The following is an 18,087-nucleotide window of genomic DNA, read 5'->3' as shown; positions in this document are numbered from 1 at the left end:
GGTAACGGCATGGATTCCAGGGTCTGCGCGCGTCGCTACGCTCCTTGCTCCGCCCTGGAATGACGAGGTTCAGGAGCCTTCAGCTCATCGCCAGCGTTGGGCTGACTACCCCAACGGACGTTGATGGCCTTGCCCGACAAGCCTGCAATCTTTCAAAATCACTGTGTTGAGGAACTAACCGGTTCACCAGACCTCGCGTTTTGGATGGGCCGATTGGTTTTAGATATTCACGGAGGAAATTTCAGGCCCCTCGTGAACCAAATCTGTGGCCGAGATCACAGACGCTCAAGAGACGATTTTGGCAGAAGCGACGTTGTCGCTTACGAAATTCAGCATGCGCAGACATCGATAACGCACCCAAAAGGGGCGGAGGGCTAATCCATGAAAGCGTTCGCCATCCTTTTGGGCGGGTTGATCCTGCTTTTCCACGCAGCGTTCGGCGCCCAGGCCGCCACGCCCGACAACAAGCGTGTCGCGCTGGTCATTGGCAACAGCAAATATGTCAATGCCGTCGCCTTGCCCAACCCGGCCAACGATGCCCACCTCATCGCGTCCACGCTGCGCAACGCGGGCTTCGAGGTGATCGAAGGCGTCGACCAGGACAATGCCGGCATGCACAGCTTGATCAGCAAATTCACGGAGGAGTCCTACAATGCCGACCTCGCCGTGATCTTCTACGCAGGGCACGGCATGCAAGTCGACGGCAAGAACTACCTCATCCCTGTCGATGCCGAGCTGACATCGCCGGCCTACCTCAAGACCCGCACGGTGCAGATCGACGAGTTCATGGCGGCGCTGCCGGCCGATCCCGCGGTCGGCATCATCATCCTCGACGCCTGCCGCGACAATCCGCTGGCGCGCACGCTGGCCGCATCATTGCCGAAGAGCCGCTCGCTCGGCGCCGGCCTCGCGCCGATCGACGCAAAGGCCGACGGCATGGGCTCGGGCGGCGTCCTGATCGCCTATGCGACCGACCCGGGCGCCATCGCGTTCGACGGCAACGGCGTCGACAGCCCCTATTCGCTGGCATTGGCCAAGCACCTGACCGAGCCGGGCGTCGAGATCCAGGGCGCCTTGACGCGCGTGCGCGGCGAGGTGACCGAGGCCACGCAGGGCCGGCAGCGGCCATGGCACAATGCTTCGCTGGGACGCGAGGTGTTCCTCGGCAAGCCCGTGGCACAAACATCCTCGCCCGCCGCGACACCGGTAGCCGAAGCGTCCAAGGCGACGGCAGAGCCTGCTCCCGTGGCCGCCGAGGCGCCGTCCTGGGAGGTCGAGCAGCGGCTTTGGGACGAGGCTTCGAAGAAAAACGCCATTCCCTATTACGAAGCCTATCTCGACCAGTTCCCGAACGGCCGTTTCGCCACGGTGGCGAAGCTCAACATCGACCAGCTGAAGGACCCGACCGCAGCCAAGCAGGTCGCGGCGCTCGGCGCGGACGATGCGAACACCAATCCAGGCTCGGCCGTTCGCACCTCGGTCGGCATCAGCGACGAGATGAGAAAGACGCAAGGCACCGAGCTCACGGAAAGCGCGATCGGGCTCGACCGCAACGGCCGCATTGACCTACAATTGCGCGTCGAAGCGCTGGGCAACGAGCTCGGCCAGGTCGACGGCAATATCGGCCCGAGGACGCGCCAGGCGATCGGCGTCTGGCAGGGCCAGAACGGCCTGCCGCCGACCACCTATCTGACGCGCGAGCAACTGGCCTTGCTGGTGATCCAGACCGACCCGATGATGGATGCCGTGCGTACCAAGAACGCCGCCGACCAGGCGCGCGCCGCGCCGCCCAAGAAACAGGTCGTGCAGAAGACCCGCACGCTGAAGCCGGTGGCGCAGCAGAAGCCGCGCCGGAACCAGACGCAGGTCGTTCAGCGCAGGCGCAACAGCGAGACCGTGGTTCGCGAGGACGCGCCGCCGCCGAGGGACAACAACGACTTCCTCACCAAGGCATTGATCTTCGGCACCGGCATTGCGGTGGGCGGCGCGCTCAAGAACTGATCGAGGACAAACGCCTGGCCGGTCGGCGGCTCCCGCCGGCCGTTTCGCTACGAGCTGTCCGGCGACAGCGCCGGCGGCCTATTCCGTCCGGATCCGCATTTCCACCCGGCGGTTGACCGGGTCGTAGGGATTGGCAACGCGCGGGTGCGACTTGCCGAGGCCGATCGCTTCGAGCCGCGCCGATCCAACGCCGTTCGCTTCGAGGAAGGCGGCTACCGATTGCGCCCTTCGCTGCGACAGGTTCTGATTGTAGCGATCCGTGCCGGTCGCATCGGTGTGGCCCTCGACGACGAAGCTGAACGTGCTCAGTCGGTTGTCCTTCAGCGCCTTGGCGAACTCGTCCAGTTCGGTGCGCGCGGTCTGGTCGAGCTGGGCCGAATCCAGGGCGAAGTTGATCATCATGTCGAGGCCGGCCTTCTGGGGGGCCCCGTTCTTCTCGGCCTTGCTCTTGCACTCCTCCTCGGTGCCGACGCAGATGCCGCGTGAGGCGCCAAGATTCTGGCCGGCGAAGAACTTGACGATGTCTTCCGATTTCTGAAGCGGATCGGCGTAAACGTGCGTTGAAAAAAGCACGGTCGCCAAAGCCAAGGCTGAGCTGCCCCACCGCATGACCGTCACTCCTGTTTGATTGAGCGGGTTTTCGCTGGCGCGGACTATATCAAATCTCGAAACGATTGTCTGTGAACAAGCGCACGTTGCCAATGGCCGCCGCCTGTTAAAGGTTAAGGCTTGACCGGCAATCAGCCGCGGGTTTGAGTGCTAGAACGGTTCGCCGTTCCGCTGAAACGGCGAACCGTTCTAGCTGTTTGCGTTTACGCAATTCCGGGCGGAAAACCGCTTCACACTTTTCCTGGAATTGCTCTATTTCTGCCTGTGCTCAGGGTGTGGCAGCCATGGCCAATGAACTCGGATACAGAACGGCGAGGGATCTGTTTCTTGCCTGTCCCGCGATCGGCCGGGACATGAAATCGCCGGCCGCCGTCCAGCCGCCGCTCGATTTTTGCCGTGCCCTGCTTGCCGGGCGCGTGCCTGAGGAAGCCGTCACGTTCTGCGCCTATCTCCTGCCCGAGCGCGCCGCGGTCTGGTGGGGGCATGAATGCCTGAGCCATCTCACCGAACTCCTTGCGGACAGGGATCTCGAACTGCTGGCGCTCGTCAATGACTGGGTGCGCGAGCCCGGCAATCCCCGCCATCGGGCGGCGCTCGGCAGTGCTGTCGATCCGTCGCCGACGACGCCGGCTGCATGGATCGCGCTGTCGGCGGCGTGGCGCGATCCGGCCTTCGACATGATAGCAACCGGATACCCTGCCGCCCACGCCGTCAATGCCGGGATCCTGGCGGGGCTAGCCCGCGTCTCGACCGCGGACCGCTTTGGCGTGCTTTCGGCCTTCGTCGAAATGGGCATCCAGATGGTGGAGATGGAGGCGCAGCGGCAATCGGTCGATGCGTATTAGGGCCTCCCGCCAGGCAAGACTGCCAAGGCCCTAATCCAGAGTCATTTGCAGCCGCCTTGCGCCCACCGGGCGAGCGCGACCTTGAAGCGGGTGCCGAGCGGATGCTGCAGGCGCAGGACCGAGACGTCGTTGGCGGCGAAATTCTTTGCCTGCTCGCAAAGGCGGGTCTCGTTCCACTGGTGACAGCCGTCGCAGTGCTTGCCTTGCCAGACCGATTTGTCGAGGCCTTCGACCGGACTGAAAAGCGGTTCTCCCTTGATCAACTGGGCTATGCTCTTGCCGTCGATCGCAGGGTCGCCGAACTCGACCGGGCGATCGAAAAGGATCGGCCCGTCGGTCGCCAGCTTCGGGATCTTTTCGCGCAGCGCATTGAGCGCAAGCTGGTCGTCATTCTGGCTTGACGACGCGCCGGTGTTGCGCGTCTCGGAACCCGCTTCGGCCTGCGGCGCGGTCGCCTCGCCGACGATCAGCGGCGCATTGAGATCGACCTTGTGCAGCACGACCTCGGTGGTCAGCGAGACATTGATCCAGGGGCGCTGCTTGCCGGCGGTCACCTTGAAGACGTCGCTGGTCACCCTGTTCATGGCTTCGGTGACGGAGACGTTGGATTCGCCGATATGCTGGAGCAGCGCCGTGGTGAAAGGCGAGTGGTCGCCGGACCCGTCATAGGCAAGCTGGTTCGGGCTGGCGGCGAAAGCGACCAGGGTGCCGGCGCCGCCATTCTCGATCGGGATTTCGGCAAGGCCGCTGCTTGCGCCCTTTATGCCCGCGCTCTTCGCCAGCACGTCGGCAAGCGGATTGTCCCGGCATGCGTCCAGGAAGACGAGCCTTATGCTGGTCTCGCGCGACATCTGGCGCAGGATGAAATCGACCGAGACGGCCTCGAAATCGAGCGAGGTCTCGTCCTCGAGCGCGGCGTCGACTGGCAGCAGATAGTTCTTGCCGGAGACCTGCAGGCCATGGCCGGCATAGAAGAAAAGCGCGATGTCGGCGCCGCGCACCTGCTTGGCGAACTGGGCGACCGTGGCTTGCGTCTGCTGCTTGGTGAGGTCGAACCCGGAGACCACCTCGAAGCCGAGGTCCTTGAGCCGGTCGGCCATGGCCTGCGCATCGCGCGCCGGATTGGCGAGGGGTGCTGCGTGCTGATACTGCGAGTTGCCAAGCACCAGCGCGATGCGCCGCTCGGCGCTCGCGGCCGTCAACGTCAAGAGCAGAAGCAACGCGGCCAGCCCCGCAGCGCGAAGCATGCCGCCGCAAAAGGCGATCGGAATGGAGCTCACCGCCACCTCAGTTGGCAAGCTTGCTGGCGGAGAATTCGATCCGCCGGTTGAGCGCCTTGTTCTTGGGCGTGTCGTTGGCGGCGACCGGCTTGTCCTCGCCATAGCCGGCGGAGCTGATCCGGCTGCGCGAAACGCCGTCGGCAACCAGCGCGTCGGCGACCGCCTGGGCGCGCCGTTCGGAGAGCGCCTTGTTCGCCTCGGGCGATCCGTCGGAATCGGTGTAGCCGGACACCTCGACCTTGAGGGCCGGGCATTTGCCGACGACGCCTTCGACCTCCGCCAGCAACGGGCGGCTCTTCGCGTCGAGCCTTGCGCTGGCCTGGCGGAAATAGATGGCGCCGGTGCGCGAAAGCACTGCAAACCTGTTGAGGCACTCCTCGTCGCTGAAGTTGGCTTTCGCGGCATCGGTGGCAACGGGACCGACCTCGGCGGCGGCGACGGTCTGCACGGCGGCCGGCTTGCCGCCGTCGGCAGTGAAGACGAAATCGAACGACACCGAAGCTGTCGGCACGATGTTGGTCACATTGGCGGCCTGCTGCAATTTGTCGATGTTGGGCAGCAGGCCGAAATCCTCGACATGGACGGCGACTGGCGCCTCAGAAGCGACGGAAACCTGGGTGTCGCTGATCATGGTGACGACGACGCTCGCCTCGAGATCCTTGTCGACGCCATGCATGCTGAGGCGGAACGGCAAGGTCGTCTTCACCCGGCGCTTGGTCGGCAGGTCGGCGAACGCCGCCGGGTCCACCTTCGCCGTCACCTCGGCCGTCGGGTAGGTGAAGGTCTCGAAGAACAGGAAGCGCATGCGCACGTTGCGCAGGTCGACGCCGGTGTCGACGGAATTGAGGTCGAAGCTGATCCTGGCGTCGCCGGCGGAACTCAGCGTGCCGGTGATGTTCCTGATCTTGTTGGTCTCGACGATCGTGTTCTTCTTGACCGACTGGTAGGTGAGCACGGATGCGGACGGATCGAGCGTCCAGTTGGGCGCGGCACTTGCCGTTTGCGGCCCGAAGACCAGCAGCACGGCAACGATCAAGCCAAAAACCGCGGCCTTGGCACGCGCTTTCCGCCACAATGCAACGACTTCGAACATGGAACGCCCCCGCCAGGACAACCCGATCTCGATACCGGCACGAGCGCGGAGCATAGAGCACTTGCCATCGCTTGGCGAGCGGTTACGGCGGCTTCGAAAAACGACCAATGCGATCGCCATGCGCCGGGAAAGAACGGTTGTCGGCGACGTTACTACCACCCACCGCCGCCACCGCCGCCGCTCCCACCTAAGGGCGCAATGACGGGCGTGGTCTCGGTCTTGACTGGTTTGATCAGCTTCTTGGCGGTCACCTTCTTCTGCTTGATGACCTTCGGCGTCGTTGTCACGCTAACCTGCTTGGTACGATGTTTCGTTACCGGCGCCGGCTCGACCCTGGGCGCCATGGTCGTGCACCCAGCGACCGTGAGGGATAGGAATGTTGCGATGAACGCCTGCTTCAATGCCCTGCCCACCATTGCCTCCTTGTTTGATCAAAACAGGTCCCGACGCGGATTGGCCTGTTCCCAAAGGGCTCTGGCAGTCTTGACCAATTGGTCGTCGACCGAGCCACCCGTCGGGATTTTCGATTTGAGTTCGGAGCGCAGCTGCTTGAGGGCAGCCGCCTTCGGCTTTGCCCCGAACTGCGCTAAGGTCGACCGAGCGACCGGCAACTCGTTGCGCAGATCAAGTCCTACCGCGAACGCCAGATAGCGGACGGCGAGGGCCTGATCGGATTTGTCGCCTTTCTGCATTTCGATAGCCGCGCGATCATATGCCGCCGAGTAGTCGCCACGGTCCGTCGCCAGTTCGAAGAGCCTCTGCGCCTCGGCAAGGTTCCGGTCCACGCCCTCACCATCCCGGTACATGCGCGCCAGGCTGCCGGGCGCATAAGGCTGGCCGAGATCCATCGCCTTCTGGAACAACTCCTGCGCCTGCTTCGGATCCTTCCCGACGCCGCGTCCGCTGAGATAATTGCGGCCGAGGATGTTCATCGAATACATGTCCTGGCGCTCCACGCCCGCCTTGAGGAAGGCGACGGCACGAGCGGGGTCGGCCGGCACGCCATTGCGCCCTTCGGTGAAGATCGCGGCGAGATCGTTCATGGCATAGGTGTGGCCCATGGCCGCCGCCTTGAGCAGCAGGTCGAGGCCTTTGCCGGTGTCGCGCTGGACCCCCAGACCGTTGAACAGAGCGCGGCCCCAGGCGGTCATCCCATAAGGGTCGCCTTTGTCGGATGCCTTGGCATAGAAGCCATTCGCCTTCGCGGGGTCCACCGCCGTTCCTATGCCGGACGAAGCGATGTAGCCAAGCTCGAACACCGCGCGGACATGTCCCTGGTCGGCAGCCTTTTGGATGGCCTTCTTGGCCTCGTCGACCTTGCCGGCGGCGAGCAGCGCGCGCCCGAGTTCGTATTGGAAGCGGGCGACATCGGGATAGGCCTTTACCGCCGCCTGGCAGGCCTCCACCGCCCCGGCGCCGATCTCGTTCGGCAGCAGGCCGGGGACGACGCCCTGCAGGTCCAAAGGTTCGCCTGCCTTCTCGTCGCACGGATCGACGCTGGGCGACAGCTTCATCGTCGCCGGCTTTGACGGTGTGTTGTCGGCCCTGATCTCGACGCCGACGATCAATGGCCGGACCGTGCCTATCTGCGGTTCGTAGCGCAGTTTATCGACTTCGTCGGCCATCAGGCTCGATTGCGGCGACAGGGTCCGATCCGGCAGGGACAGTGTCCCGGTTGCCGGATAGCTCGCAAGCTTCACGCTTACGGCCGGATCCTTGGTCGGGAAATCCAGTTTCAGTGGCACGGGGCCGACACCGACGGGAATCTTGACATCGCGGTTCTCGATCGCCTCGGCGGCGCCGGCGATGTGGATGCCGCGCTCCACCACTTCCTGCTTCTGCTCGGACTCCAGCGAGGCCACGAGCTGCTTGCCCGCGGCGTCTTCGCCGTTCTTGACCCGGAACACCAGGATGCCCTGCGATCCGCCGCCCCATTCGTCATGCGTGGCGTAGGCCAGCATATCGACCTGGTCCTCGGCGTCGGCGCCCTTCGGCACGTCCATCGCGAGCCGCGGCAGGTCCTTGCCTTCTATCGGCTCGCCCGTTGCGACCGGCTTGCCGTCCAGGATCAGGCGACCCAGCGCCGGCGACCTTTCGATGCTGATGGTGACCGCGCCGCCGTCGACATCGACCGGCACCGGCAGGTCGAGCGCGACCGGTCCGACCCCCGACGGCACGGTCTTTTCCAGCACCGGCGGCAAAGCCGGCCGGTTGGCGCGGCGCATCAGCACCACTTCGTCGATCAGCGAGGAATTTTCCCAAGGAACCTGCGCGCCCTTGGTGGCCTCGACCACGTCGCGGCGCACCGCCGCCATCACGGAGCGTATCTCCTGGTTCGGCGCCAGCGCGCGGCGGGAGAAGGCGGATGAAAACGGACTGAGCTCGCCGGAGCCGTCATAGGCGACCGCGCCCGGCTCGGTGGCGAAGGCAATCAGCGTGTTCAGCGAACTTTTCACCTGCGCAAGGCCGGTGCCGCCGGCCGCGATCAACTGGTCGCGCAGCCAGTAGTCCTTGCGCGGGAACGGGTTGTTGCGGCAGGCATCGAGGATGACCACCTGGATCTTCGATTTGGCGCGCAATTGCTGCAGGACATCGTCCAGCTTGACCGCCTGGACCTCGATGTCGGCCGCATCCTTGAGCGACGCGTCGACCGGGATCAGGAAATTCTCGCCGCCGATCTGAAAGCCGTGGCCGGAATAGTAGACGACCGCGAGATCGGCGCCGTCCGCCGCCGCGAGATAATTGCGGAACTCCTTCTCGAACTGGAGCTTGGTCAGGTCCTTGGCGACGAACACGTCGAAGCCGGCCAGCCGGAATGTGTTCGAAACGTCCTCGGCATCCTTGTCTGGATTCTTGAGAGCCGGGATTTCGCGATATTCGGAATTGCCTATGACGAGAGCGACCCTTCGATCGGCATGCGCCTGCACCGTCGTGAAGGCCACGAGGATCAAGGCTGCAATCAGCGCGCAGCGTCGCAGCATGGCAAAATCCCTAACCGCTATCACCTGTCGGCCACAAGAACGCAGCTTGCGGCATCGTGGTCTGTTAAAGACTTCACAATCTGCCAAGACGGCAAGGCAAGGAACCGCGCCGGCTATGGCAAGGCGGATCGCGTATCCAACCAACTGCTAAAATAGCTCAGAGGCGCGGATGCCGCAATGACCTGGGCAAGTTTGGCGCCGCCTGTCGCGCAAGACCGTCATCAGAGGAACCACGCCCCGCCCAGGCGAGCACCGGCCGACCTTACCCGGCCATTGCCTCCGCGCCTCACTCCGCGTTTACTAAGCGCCGCAGCAGCAGTTGAGAACCGGATGCTCATAGAAACGAAGCTCCAGCCGCCTAATTTGCGTGATGCCCTGGTTCAGAGACCTCGGCTGCTGCGCACCCTGGATGCCGCGACGGCGGGCAAGCTGACGGTGGTGACGTCGCCTGCCGGTTTCGGCAAATCGACCCTGCTCTCGCAATGGGCGGCCGGCATTTCCGGCGGCATCGCCCAGGTCGCCTGGCTGTCGATCGACCGGCTCGACAACGACCTCGCCCGCTTCCTCAAATATCTCGCCGCCGCCTTTCACCGCGTCGACCCCGACATTGCCGGCAACGCGGAATCGCTGATCGACTCCAGCCCGGTGACGCCGGTCGATTCCATCCTCACCGCCATCATCAACCAGCTATCGCGCCGCGCCGCGCCGATCTACCTCGTTCTCGACGACGCCCATCTGATCGTCTCCAGCGAGATTGCCGCCTGCATCAACATGCTGGTCGCCTATGCGCCGCCGGCCTTGCGCATCGTGCTCGCAACCCGCGGCGAGCTGCCGCTCGAGCTCGCCCATATGAAGATGAAGGGGCATGTCGTCAGCCTCGGCGACAGCGACCTGCGCTTTTCGCTCGAGGAGACCGAGGACTACCTTGCCAATGTCTGCGGCCTCGACCTCGCTGTGTCGGCCGTGGTGGCGCTTCACCACAAGACCGAAGGCTGGCCTGCCGGCCTGCAGCTGGCTGCATTGGCGTTGGCACATGAGGGATCGAGAGAAGCCTTCATCACGGAATTTTCCGGCAGCCAGCGCGACGTGGCGATGTTCCTGACCCACGACGTGCTCGCCCGTCAGGCGCCCGAAATCCAGGATTTCCTGCTCAGGACCTCGATCCTCGACCGCTTCTGCCTGGGCCTCGTCGAAGCGGTTTGCCCGGGACGGGACTGCGCCGCGGCGCTGGCGACCATCGAGCATTCGAACCTTTTCCTGATCGCGCTCGATTCCTCCGGCCAATGGTTCCGCTATCACCACCTGTTCTCCGAATTCCTGCGCAACAGGCTGGATGCCTGGGCGCCTGAGGCACGCAGGGACCTGCATCGCGCGGCCGCCGCCTGGCTGGCGGCCCGCGGCCATATCTCGGACGCGGTCGACCACGCGCTCGCCAGCGGCGATGCCGACCATGCGGCGCGCCTGGTCGAGGAATGCGCCATGCCGCTCACCATGCAGGGCCACATCCCCAAGCTCACCGAGTGGCTGAACCAGCTTCCCCCGGACCTCATTGCCGCCCGCCCTCGCCTGCTCCTGGCGCGCGTCTGGGCGCAGTTCCACATGAGCCGGCCGCGCCAGGCCGTCCGCATCCTCAAACAGGCCAAAACCCTTGTCGGCCAGCTTTCCGAACGCGGCGAGATCGACCCCGCCACCACCCGATCACTCAAGGCCGAGTTGCAGACGCTGACGGCCGGCGTCATCAGCGCCACCGACCGTTCGCGTACCGCGACCCGCGTCGCCTCGCGCTGGCTGGCGGATTTTCCCGAGGACGAGCCCTTCGCGCGCGGCACGCTCGCCAACATCTGCGCCTTCAGCCACTATTCGCTCGGCGAGCTGGACGCGGCGCGCCTGCGCAGCCTCGCGGCGCGCGACCATCATGCCGGCGCCAATTCCGTCTTCGGCATCGTCTATTGCGACCTGTTGCTGGGACTGGTCGAGATTTCCGCCGGCAACCTCGCCGAGGCGCACCAATTGCTCGACCGAGCCTGCCGATTGGCCCGCGAGCGCCTGGGCTCCGGTTCCTACACGGAGGCGATGACGGCGATCTTCCATGTCGAGCTCGCCTATGAATGGAACGACCTGCAGGGCGCCGAGCGCATCCTGCACCAGCACCGGCAGATCATCGAGGAATGCGGGCTCGTCGTGCACGAGATGGCCTGCAAGCTGCATCTGGCGCGGCTCTCCGCCGCGCATGGGCGGCACGACGAGGCGATCGTCTTCCTCGAACGGGCCGAACGGCTGGGCATCGAGAAGCGCTATCGCCGGCTGACGGCCGCGGCGCTGAACGAGCGGGTGCGGCTGCTTTTGTCGCGCGGCGACGTCCGCGCCGCCCGGCTGGCGCTGCGTTCGCGCGGCATCGAGCCTTCGGCCGAAAGCCGGCCCGCCCCGATCCATCCGCTCGACGAATACGCCCATATCGGCGCCGCGCGCGTGCTGATCGCCGAGGGCCATCCGGCGAAGGCCATCGCCGTGCTCGACCGCATCGCCGAACGCATGCGCCGCGACGGCCGCCTGCGCGGCTTCATGCAGGTGCGCGCCCTTGTCGCGATCGCGGCGCACAGCGCGGGCGAAACGCTGCTGGCGCTGGCGGCGGCGGTCGACGTCGTCACCCTGGCGCTGCCGCAGAACGCATTGCGCTCGCTGATCGACGAGGGCCTGCCGATGCGCGAGGTGCTCGAATTCGCCCGGGCGCGCATTCCGGCCTGGTCGCGCAATTCCAGCACCGCCACCTTTGTCGACACGCTTCTGCGCGAACTGGGCAAGACCGCGCCCGAACGCACGCGGCCGATAGCGATCGCCGCGAAGAAGCAAATGCTGAGCAGCAAGGAAACCGATGTCGCCGCCCTGCTGCTGCGCGCCTACACAAACCGCCAGTTGGCCGAGACGCTGTCCATGGCGCCCGACACTGTGAAATGGCATTTGAAGAACATATTCGGCAAGCTCGGCGTCTCAAGCCGGACGGAAGCCGTGCTCAAGCTGAAGGAAATCGGGCTCGACGCCGCCACCGAGCGCCAATTGGCTGGCTAGGGCGGTTAACCGTTTCATGGAAACGGTGAACCGCCCTAGCTCTTTGTTTTCACGCAATTCCGGACGGAAAACCGCTCACACTTTTCCTGGAATTGCTCTAACCACCCGAATGGGTGGGCTCAAAAAAACCACCCATTACCCGAAGGTGTCGGGACAGCGCTAATGTAGCGGGCCATCATCCAGCCGACATACGCTGGGTGGGAGCCGCATGGCGACTGGTTTCGTTTTCCACGAACTTTATCTTTGGCACAACACCTGGAACTGGAACCAGGTTTTTCCGCCGAGCCTGACGGTTCAGCCCGGCACTCATGCCGAAAATCCCGAGACCAAGCGTCGCCTGCGCAACCTCCTGGAAGTGAGCGGCATCCTCGACCATCTGGTCACCATCAAGCCGAGGCGCGCCACCGTCGAGGAATTGTCGCGGGTCCACACGCCAGCGCATATCGCCAGGATCAGGGAGATCAGCGACCGTGGTTACGGCGACGCCAGCTCACTGACGCCGCTCGGCGCCGGCAGCTATGAAATCGCGCTGCTGGCAGCTGGCGGCGCCATCAAGGCGATGGAAGCCGTCATCACGGGCCAGGTGGACAACGCCTATGCGCTGATCCGTCCGCCCGGCCATCACGCCACCGCCGATGTCGGCATGGGCTTCTGCCTGTTCTCGAACGCCGCCATCGCCATCCGCCATGCTCAGCAGTTGCACGGCCTCACCCGCATCGCGACCGTCGACTGGGACGTGCATCACGGCAACGGCACGCAGGCGATCTTCTACGACGATCCGAGCGTGCTTTCGATCTCGCTGCACCAGGACAATCTGTTCCCGGCCAATTCCGGCGCGATCGCCGAGAACGGCGAGGGCATGGGCAAGGGCTTCAACATCAACGTCCCGCTGCCCCCGGGGTCCGGTCCGGGCGCCTATGCCGCGGCGTTCGAGCGCGTGGTGATCCCGGCGCTGGCGCGCTTCAAGCCGGAGCTGATCGTGGTGCCCTCGGGCTTCGACGCTTCCGGCGTCGATCCGATGGGACGCATGCTGATGAATTCCAGCGGCTACCGCAGGCTGGCGCGCATGCTGCTCGACGCGGCGCGCGAGCTATGCGGCGGGCGCCTGGTGATGACGCATGAAGGCGGCTACTCCGAAATGTACGTGCCTTACTGCGGCCTTGCCGTGATCGAGGAGCTTTGCGGGCACCGCACGGGCGTCGAGGACCCGTGGGACCAGCTGATGGGACAATGGGGTGGAATGTCGGCGCAGCCGCATCAGACGGCGATCATCGACCAGGCGGCCGAACTGGTCAAAAACATAAACTGACAAAAACTTAACAGGGGAATCGAGATGAAGCGCAGTTCGAAACTCACCACGCCGAACGTGATTGCCGGCTCGCGCCGCAATTTCCTGATAAAGGGCGGGCTTGCGACCGCCGCAACGCTGACCGGCATGCCCGCCATGCTGCTTTCGATGAACAACGAGGCGCGCGCCGAAGGCGATCCGATCCCGGTCGGCCAGTGCGGGCCGACCACCGACTTCGCCGCGCCCGACGGCATCGAGTTCAAGAACGGCCTAACGCTCGCCTGCGAGGAGATCAACGCGCTGGGCGGCATCCTCGGTCGGCCGCTCGAACCGTCCTTCGAGGACACCGCGCAGATGGGTGACGCCACCAACGTGCAGGCGGCGCAGCGCCTCGTCGACCGGCATGGCGTGCACGCGATCCTCAACGGCTACAACATCGGCTCGGGTGCCGCGATCCAGGAGGTCGCCGCCGACAACGGCATCATCTATGTCCACTACGACACCACGATCGGCCACAACAACCTGGTGAAGTCCAACCCGGACCGCTACTGGGGTTCGTTCCAGGGCGATCCCGCCGAATACTGGTATGGTCCTGGCTTCCTGAAGTTCCTGCAAGGCCTGGAAGAGAACGGCGAGTGGAAGCGCAAGAACAACAAGATGGCGGTGATCCTGTCGGCCGGCGTCTACGCCTCCAACATCGCCAACGCCGTCAAGGAGCAAGCCAAGAGCTATGGCTGGGACATCAGCCTGTTCGAGACCGTCAGCGTGCCCGCTTCGGAATGGGGACCGACGCTGGCCAAGATCCGCCAGGATCCGCCCGCGGTGATCTGCATCACCCACTTCCTGCCCGCCGATCTCGGGCAGTTCGCGCTGCAGTTCGCCTCCAACCCGACGCCGAGCCTGGTCTACATGCAATACGGTCCGTCGATCCCGGCCTTCCGCGACATCGCCAAGCAGGCGGCCAACGGCATCATCTACGCGACCGTCGTCGGCGCGCTGCAGGACGAGATCGGCACCGCCTTCGAGAAGCGCTACAAGGCAAAGTTCGGCCCGAACGCCGGCCACAATTCCGGCGCGCAGCCCTATGACGGCGCCTATGTCTGGGCGACCGCCGCGGCACTTGCAGGCGGTACGGGCGAACCCGGCAACAACGACCAGAACCGCAAGGTTGCGGCGCGGATGAGCGCAATGATATGGCGCGGCGTCACCGGAACGACCCGCTTCATGCCGCTCGAGAACGCCGCCTACACCTATCCCACCCAGGTCAACGATTCATCGCTCGGCATGCCGCATCAGTTCCTGCAGATCCAGGACTACACCAAGGGTCCCGGCCTGATCGCGCCGGCGCCATACGGCACGACCAAGTTCATGACGCCGCCATGGATCAAGGCCTAGCCGGATGACGCAAGACGCCGCCGCGACGCCATTGCTGTCGTGCAGGCATGTCGGCAAGTCCTTCGGCGCGCTCGCGGCGGTCCGCGATCTGTCCTTCGATGTCGGGGCTGGAGAAATCCTCGGCATCGGCGGGCCGAACGGCGCCGGCAAGACGACGCTGTTCGAGGTGATATCGGGCCTGAACCCGGCCACCACGGGCGCGATCGTTCTCGACGGCCAGGACATCACCGGGCATGCGCCCGAGCAGATATGCCATGCCGGCGTTGCCCGCACCTTCCAGCTCAACGCCGGCTTCGACAGCATGACGGCGCGCGATAACGTGCTGGTCGGCGCCTATTTCGGCCGGAGCAACCGGGCCGTGCCGACGCTGCGCGCCGGACGCGCGGCGGATGAGGCGGCCGATACCGCGCTTGAAATGCTCGGCATCGCCGACCGTGCCGACGAGGTCACCGGCAAGCTGCCGGTGCTCGACCGCAAGCTCTTGATGATGGCGAGCGCCATGGCGACGAAGCCGAAACTGCTGCTGATGGACGAGCCCGTCGGCGGCCTTACTGCCCGCGAGGTGGATCGCGTGATGGATGCCGTGCGCGCCATCAAGGCGGCGGGCGTCACCATCATCCTCATCGAGCATGTGATGCGCTTCCTGGTGCGCCTCTCCGACCGCATCATGATCATGCATCACGGCGAAAAGATCTTCGAGGGCCTGCCGACGAAGCTTCTCGACGACCGCACCGTCGTCGACGTCTATCTCGGCCAGGGCGCTTCCGAGCGGCTGCGCTCCTTCATGGAAAACACGCATGGCTGAGGCGGCGCTCGAGATCGTCGACGCCAGCGCCGGCTATGCCGGCCGCATCGTGCTCGACGCCATCAAACTGTCGGCCAGGAAGGGTGAACTCACCGCCATTGTCGGTCCCAACGGCCATGGCAAGAGCACCCTGCTCAAGGCGATTTCCGGACTTGTCCCGGTGACGTCGGGCGAGATCCGCCTTGACGGCTCACGCATCGATCGTCTGCGTCCCGACCAGATCGTCGAACGCGGCGTCATCCAGGTTCCGCAGGGCGACCTGCTCTTTCCGGCGATGACCGTGCACGAGAACCTGCTGATGGGCGCCTACGCCAACAGCAGCGGCTCCGCCGAACGGCTCGACTTCGTCTTCACGCTGCTGCCCAAGCTGAAGGAGCGCCGCAACCAGACCGCCGGCACGCTTTCGGGCGGGGAGCGGCGCATGTGCGGCATCGGCCGCGGCCTGATGGCGGGCGGCGAGGTGCTGATGCTCGACGAGCCTTCGCTCGGACTGGCGCCGATCGTCATCGAGCAGATCTACGAGGTCATCTTCAACCTGAGACGCGAGGGCCGCACCATCCTTCTCGTCGAGGAGAATGCCGAGCGGATCGCCGAGCATGCCGACATGATCCACCTGCTCGACAATGGCCGCATCGCCTGGTCGGGCCTGGGCGCGGAACTGATGGCGCGCCCCGAAATCGTCGAAACCTATCTCGGAGTGTGAGCGATGGACGTCCTGATCCAGATCGTCGCTTCCGGCCTGACGCTTGGCGCCATGTACGCGGTCGCCACCATCGGCCTCTCGCTGGTCTACGGCTCGCTCAACATGCTCAACATGGCGCATGGCGCCATCCTGACGCTGGGCGGCTATATCTGCTACGCGGCCATCGTCCATGCGGGCTTACATCCGGCGCTGGCGCTGCTCGCCGCAGCAGCCGTCTGCGCGCTGGTCGGGCTGCTGATCTATTTCAGCGCGGCGCTGCCGTTGCTCAGAGCCGAGAATTTCGAGACCAACATCTTCATCGCCACCATAGGCATCGGCAGCGTCATCGAGAATTTGATGCTGAAGGGGTTTGGACCTTATCCGATCCCGCAGCCGCTCGCGGTGGGCGGCCAGGTGGTCATCGGCAATGTGCACATTCCGTTGCAGAACGTCTTCATCCTCGGTGTCGCCATCGTGCTGATGGCGGCGGTCGCCATCCTCATGCAGCGCACCAGCGCCGGCCGGGCCATTCGCGCCACCTCGATGAACCGCGAGGCGGCGCAGCTCATGGGCGTCAGGGTCGGCCGGATCTACGCGCAGGTGCTGGCGCTCTCCGGCGCGCTTGCCGCCGTTTCCGGCATCATGATCAGCTCGATCGCCACGCTGACGCCGGTGATGGGCGGCGACCCGATGCTGAAGGCCTTCATCGTCTGCGTGGTCGCGGGGCTCGGCAATGTCTACGGCGCCGTCATCGCGGCGATCGCGCTCGGCCTGCTCGAAGCCGCCACCCAATATGTGCTCGGCGTGCGCTGGAGCTTCGCCACCTTGCTGCTTCTCGTCATCCTCGTGCTGATCTGGCGACCCTACGGCCTGTTCGGCAAACAGCAGGTGGTGCGCCTATGACATCCATCCGCCGCGACATACTGATCGGCCTCGTCTGCCTGGCTCTCGCCGCCGCACTGCCGCTCGCCATGCCCGGGCGCTACGTCATCACCCAGTCGACGCTGTTCTTCATCTGGGCGATCGTGGTGGTGCAGTGGAACCTCGTGCTCGGCATAGGCGGCATCTTCTCGCTGGCGCAGATGGCGCTGTTCGCCACCGGCGCCTATGCCACCGCGATGCTGGGGTTCTACTGGAAGGTGCCCATGCTTGCCGCCATCCCGATGGCGGGTGTCATTACCGTCGCGATGGGCATGCTGATCGGCCTCGCCTGCCTGCGCCTGCGCGGCCCTTACGTGGCGCTGCTGACGCTAGCAATCGCGCAGGTCATGTATGTGCTGATCGTCAACGACACCGACTGCTTCACCACCGTCGGCGGCTGCATGCCCCTGTTCGGCGGTGTGCGCGGCATCGGCCAGTTCGGCGATATCGGCCTGCGCGCGCTGTTCCCGTCGAAATGGTACATCGCCCACTATTATGTCGGGCTGGCGCTGCTGGCGGTCGCGGTCGCGATTTCGATCGTCGTCATCAGGGGACCTCTGGGCCTTGCCTTCCGGGCACTCCGCGACAATCCGGGCTATGCCATGTCGCGCGGCATCAGCCGTTTCAAATACCAGCTCTGGATCTTCGCGGTCTCCGCCTTCTTCACCGGCATCGCCGGCGGCTTCTACGCTGTGCATTTCCGCGTCGTCGGCCCGACGGTCTTTTCCTTCTCGACGCTCTTGTTCCTGATCGCGATGATCGTCATCGGTGGCCTCGGCTCGATATGGGGCCCCCTGCTCGGCGCCGCGGTGCTGATGTTGGCCGACGAAGGCATGCGGGAACTGTCCGACTACCGCAACATCGGCCTTGGGCTCCTGCTGGCGGTCTTCGTCATCGCATGGCCGAACGGGCTGAACGGCTGGCTGCAGCGAAGCCTAACCAGCCGCAATTGACTACAGCTTTCATCGCCGCCGTGGGCGAGGGCAAACGCAGGCGGTCCGGCGAGAACGCCGGGTCTTGACCGGGCGAACAAGGCCGGGCTCTTGCCTTTAAAGCGCGTCGCGCTGAAACGGATTCAGGCGACGCGCTTTAAGTCTTTGTTTTGATGCATGTCGTTGTCC

Annotated in this window: 14 protein-coding genes; 9 read left to right on the top strand and 5 right to left on the bottom strand. The window is 64.8% G+C overall.

The genetic code is table 11. The features are described 5' to 3' along the window. Positions 1 to 381: 381 nt before the first annotated feature. Positions 382 to 2,001: a caspase family protein gene (locus RFM52_RS32385; RefSeq protein WP_320298711.1), complete on the top strand. Its 1,620-nt coding sequence runs from the start codon at positions 382 to 384 to the stop codon at positions 1,999 to 2,001. 78 nt (positions 2,002 to 2,079) lie between these two features. Here the strand turns inward: RFM52_RS32385 and RFM52_RS32380 are convergent, their stop codons facing one another. Continuing rightward, entirely contained in the window at positions 2,080 to 2,610 is a 531-nt protein-coding gene (locus RFM52_RS32380; RefSeq protein WP_320298710.1) for an OmpA family protein, read from the bottom strand. A gap of 284 nt (positions 2,611 to 2,894) precedes the next feature. Here RFM52_RS32380 and RFM52_RS32375 point away from each other — a divergent pair, with 284 nt between their 5' ends. Beyond that, entirely contained in the window at positions 2,895 to 3,455 is a 561-nt protein-coding gene (locus tag RFM52_RS32375; RefSeq protein ID WP_320298709.1) for a DUF6931 family protein, read from the top strand. Positions 3,456 to 3,496: 41 nt separating this feature from the next. On the opposite strand, the gene RFM52_RS32370 is transcribed toward RFM52_RS32375, so the two are convergent. From RFM52_RS32370 to RFM52_RS32355, 4 genes are all read right to left on the bottom strand, one after another. Further along, a complete protein-coding gene (locus tag RFM52_RS32370; protein WP_320298708.1) occupies positions 3,497 to 4,735 on the bottom strand; it encodes a caspase family protein in 1,239 nt (412 codons plus the stop codon). 7 nt (positions 4,736 to 4,742) lie between these two features. Then, positions 4,743 to 5,828: an OmpA family protein gene (locus tag RFM52_RS32365; RefSeq protein ID WP_320298707.1), complete on the bottom strand. Its 1,086-nt coding sequence runs from the start codon at positions 5,826 to 5,828 to the stop codon at positions 4,743 to 4,745. Between the two features lie 152 nt (positions 5,829 to 5,980). After that, positions 5,981 to 6,115, bottom strand: a complete 135-nt coding sequence (locus RFM52_RS32360; RefSeq protein WP_320327897.1) for a hypothetical protein — start codon at positions 6,113 to 6,115, stop codon at positions 5,981 to 5,983. A gap of 144 nt (positions 6,116 to 6,259) precedes the next feature. Continuing rightward, on the bottom strand, positions 6,260 to 8,809 hold the full coding sequence (locus tag RFM52_RS32355) for a caspase family protein (protein WP_320298705.1): 2,550 nt from the start codon (positions 8,807 to 8,809) through the stop codon (positions 6,260 to 6,262). A gap of 330 nt (positions 8,810 to 9,139) precedes the next feature. Between RFM52_RS32355 and RFM52_RS32350 the strand changes: the two genes are divergently transcribed. From RFM52_RS32350 to RFM52_RS32320, 7 genes are all read left to right on the top strand, one after another. Further along, positions 9,140 to 11,875, top strand: a complete 2,736-nt coding sequence (locus tag RFM52_RS32350; RefSeq protein WP_320298704.1) for a winged helix-turn-helix domain-containing protein — start codon at positions 9,140 to 9,142, stop codon at positions 11,873 to 11,875. Positions 11,876 to 12,083: 208 nt separating this feature from the next. After that, complete coding sequence (locus tag RFM52_RS32345; protein ID WP_320298703.1) at positions 12,084 to 13,184, top strand: class II histone deacetylase; 1,101 nt, start codon at positions 12,084 to 12,086, stop codon at positions 13,182 to 13,184. A 24-nt stretch (positions 13,185 to 13,208) separates the two neighbouring features. Next, positions 13,209 to 14,558: an ABC transporter substrate-binding protein gene (locus tag RFM52_RS32340; RefSeq protein WP_320298702.1), complete on the top strand. Its 1,350-nt coding sequence runs from the start codon at positions 13,209 to 13,211 to the stop codon at positions 14,556 to 14,558. A 4-nt stretch (positions 14,559 to 14,562) separates the two neighbouring features. Continuing rightward, a complete protein-coding gene (locus RFM52_RS32335; RefSeq protein ID WP_320298701.1) occupies positions 14,563 to 15,363 on the top strand; it encodes an ABC transporter ATP-binding protein in 801 nt (266 codons plus the stop codon). Then, positions 15,356 to 16,066, top strand: a complete 711-nt coding sequence (locus tag RFM52_RS32330; RefSeq protein ID WP_320298700.1) for an ABC transporter ATP-binding protein — start codon at positions 15,356 to 15,358, stop codon at positions 16,064 to 16,066. Before RFM52_RS32335 ends, RFM52_RS32330 begins: the two co-directional genes overlap by 8 nt. 3 nt (positions 16,067 to 16,069) lie before the next feature. Then, on the top strand, positions 16,070 to 16,948 hold the full coding sequence (locus RFM52_RS32325; RefSeq protein ID WP_320298699.1) for a branched-chain amino acid ABC transporter permease: 879 nt from the start codon (positions 16,070 to 16,072) through the stop codon (positions 16,946 to 16,948). Continuing rightward, entirely contained in the window at positions 16,945 to 17,919 is a 975-nt protein-coding gene (locus RFM52_RS32320; protein WP_320298698.1) for a branched-chain amino acid ABC transporter permease, read from the top strand. Before RFM52_RS32325 ends, RFM52_RS32320 begins: the two co-directional genes overlap by 4 nt. Positions 17,920 to 18,087 lie beyond the last annotated feature (168 nt).

Origin of the sequence: Mesorhizobium humile (assembly GCF_033977215.1) — a bacterium.
Classification (GTDB): domain Bacteria; phylum Pseudomonadota; class Alphaproteobacteria; order Rhizobiales; family Rhizobiaceae; genus Mesorhizobium; species Mesorhizobium humile.
Note: the sequence above shows the minus strand (reverse complement) of the source record. Positions and strands in the feature narration are given on the sequence as shown.

What these genes read in the sequence shown, in the direction of transcription:
- RFM52_RS32335 (WP_320298701.1), top strand. Translation starts at nt 14,563, where the DNA reads ATGACGCAAGACGCCGCCGCGACGCCATTGCTGTCGTGCAGGCATGTC.
- RFM52_RS32380 (WP_320298710.1), bottom strand. Translation starts at nt 2,610, where the DNA reads ATGCGGTGGGGCAGCTCAGCCTTGGCTTTGGCGACCGTGCTTTTTTCA.
- RFM52_RS32340 (WP_320298702.1), top strand. Translation starts at nt 13,209, where the DNA reads ATGAAGCGCAGTTCGAAACTCACCACGCCGAACGTGATTGCCGGCTCG.
- RFM52_RS32325 (WP_320298699.1), top strand. Translation starts at nt 16,070, where the DNA reads ATGGACGTCCTGATCCAGATCGTCGCTTCCGGCCTGACGCTTGGCGCC.
- RFM52_RS32320 (WP_320298698.1), top strand. Translation starts at nt 16,945, where the DNA reads ATGACATCCATCCGCCGCGACATACTGATCGGCCTCGTCTGCCTGGCT.
- RFM52_RS32345 (WP_320298703.1), top strand. Translation starts at nt 12,084, where the DNA reads ATGGCGACTGGTTTCGTTTTCCACGAACTTTATCTTTGGCACAACACC.
- RFM52_RS32385 (WP_320298711.1), top strand. Translation starts at nt 382, where the DNA reads ATGAAAGCGTTCGCCATCCTTTTGGGCGGGTTGATCCTGCTTTTCCAC.
- RFM52_RS32330 (WP_320298700.1), top strand. Translation starts at nt 15,356, where the DNA reads ATGGCTGAGGCGGCGCTCGAGATCGTCGACGCCAGCGCCGGCTATGCC.
- RFM52_RS32355 (WP_320298705.1), bottom strand. Translation starts at nt 8,809, where the DNA reads ATGCTGCGACGCTGCGCGCTGATTGCAGCCTTGATCCTCGTGGCCTTC.
- RFM52_RS32365 (WP_320298707.1), bottom strand. Translation starts at nt 5,828, where the DNA reads ATGTTCGAAGTCGTTGCATTGTGGCGGAAAGCGCGTGCCAAGGCCGCG.
- RFM52_RS32350 (WP_320298704.1), top strand. Translation starts at nt 9,140, where the DNA reads ATGCTCATAGAAACGAAGCTCCAGCCGCCTAATTTGCGTGATGCCCTG.
- RFM52_RS32375 (WP_320298709.1), top strand. Translation starts at nt 2,895, where the DNA reads ATGGCCAATGAACTCGGATACAGAACGGCGAGGGATCTGTTTCTTGCC.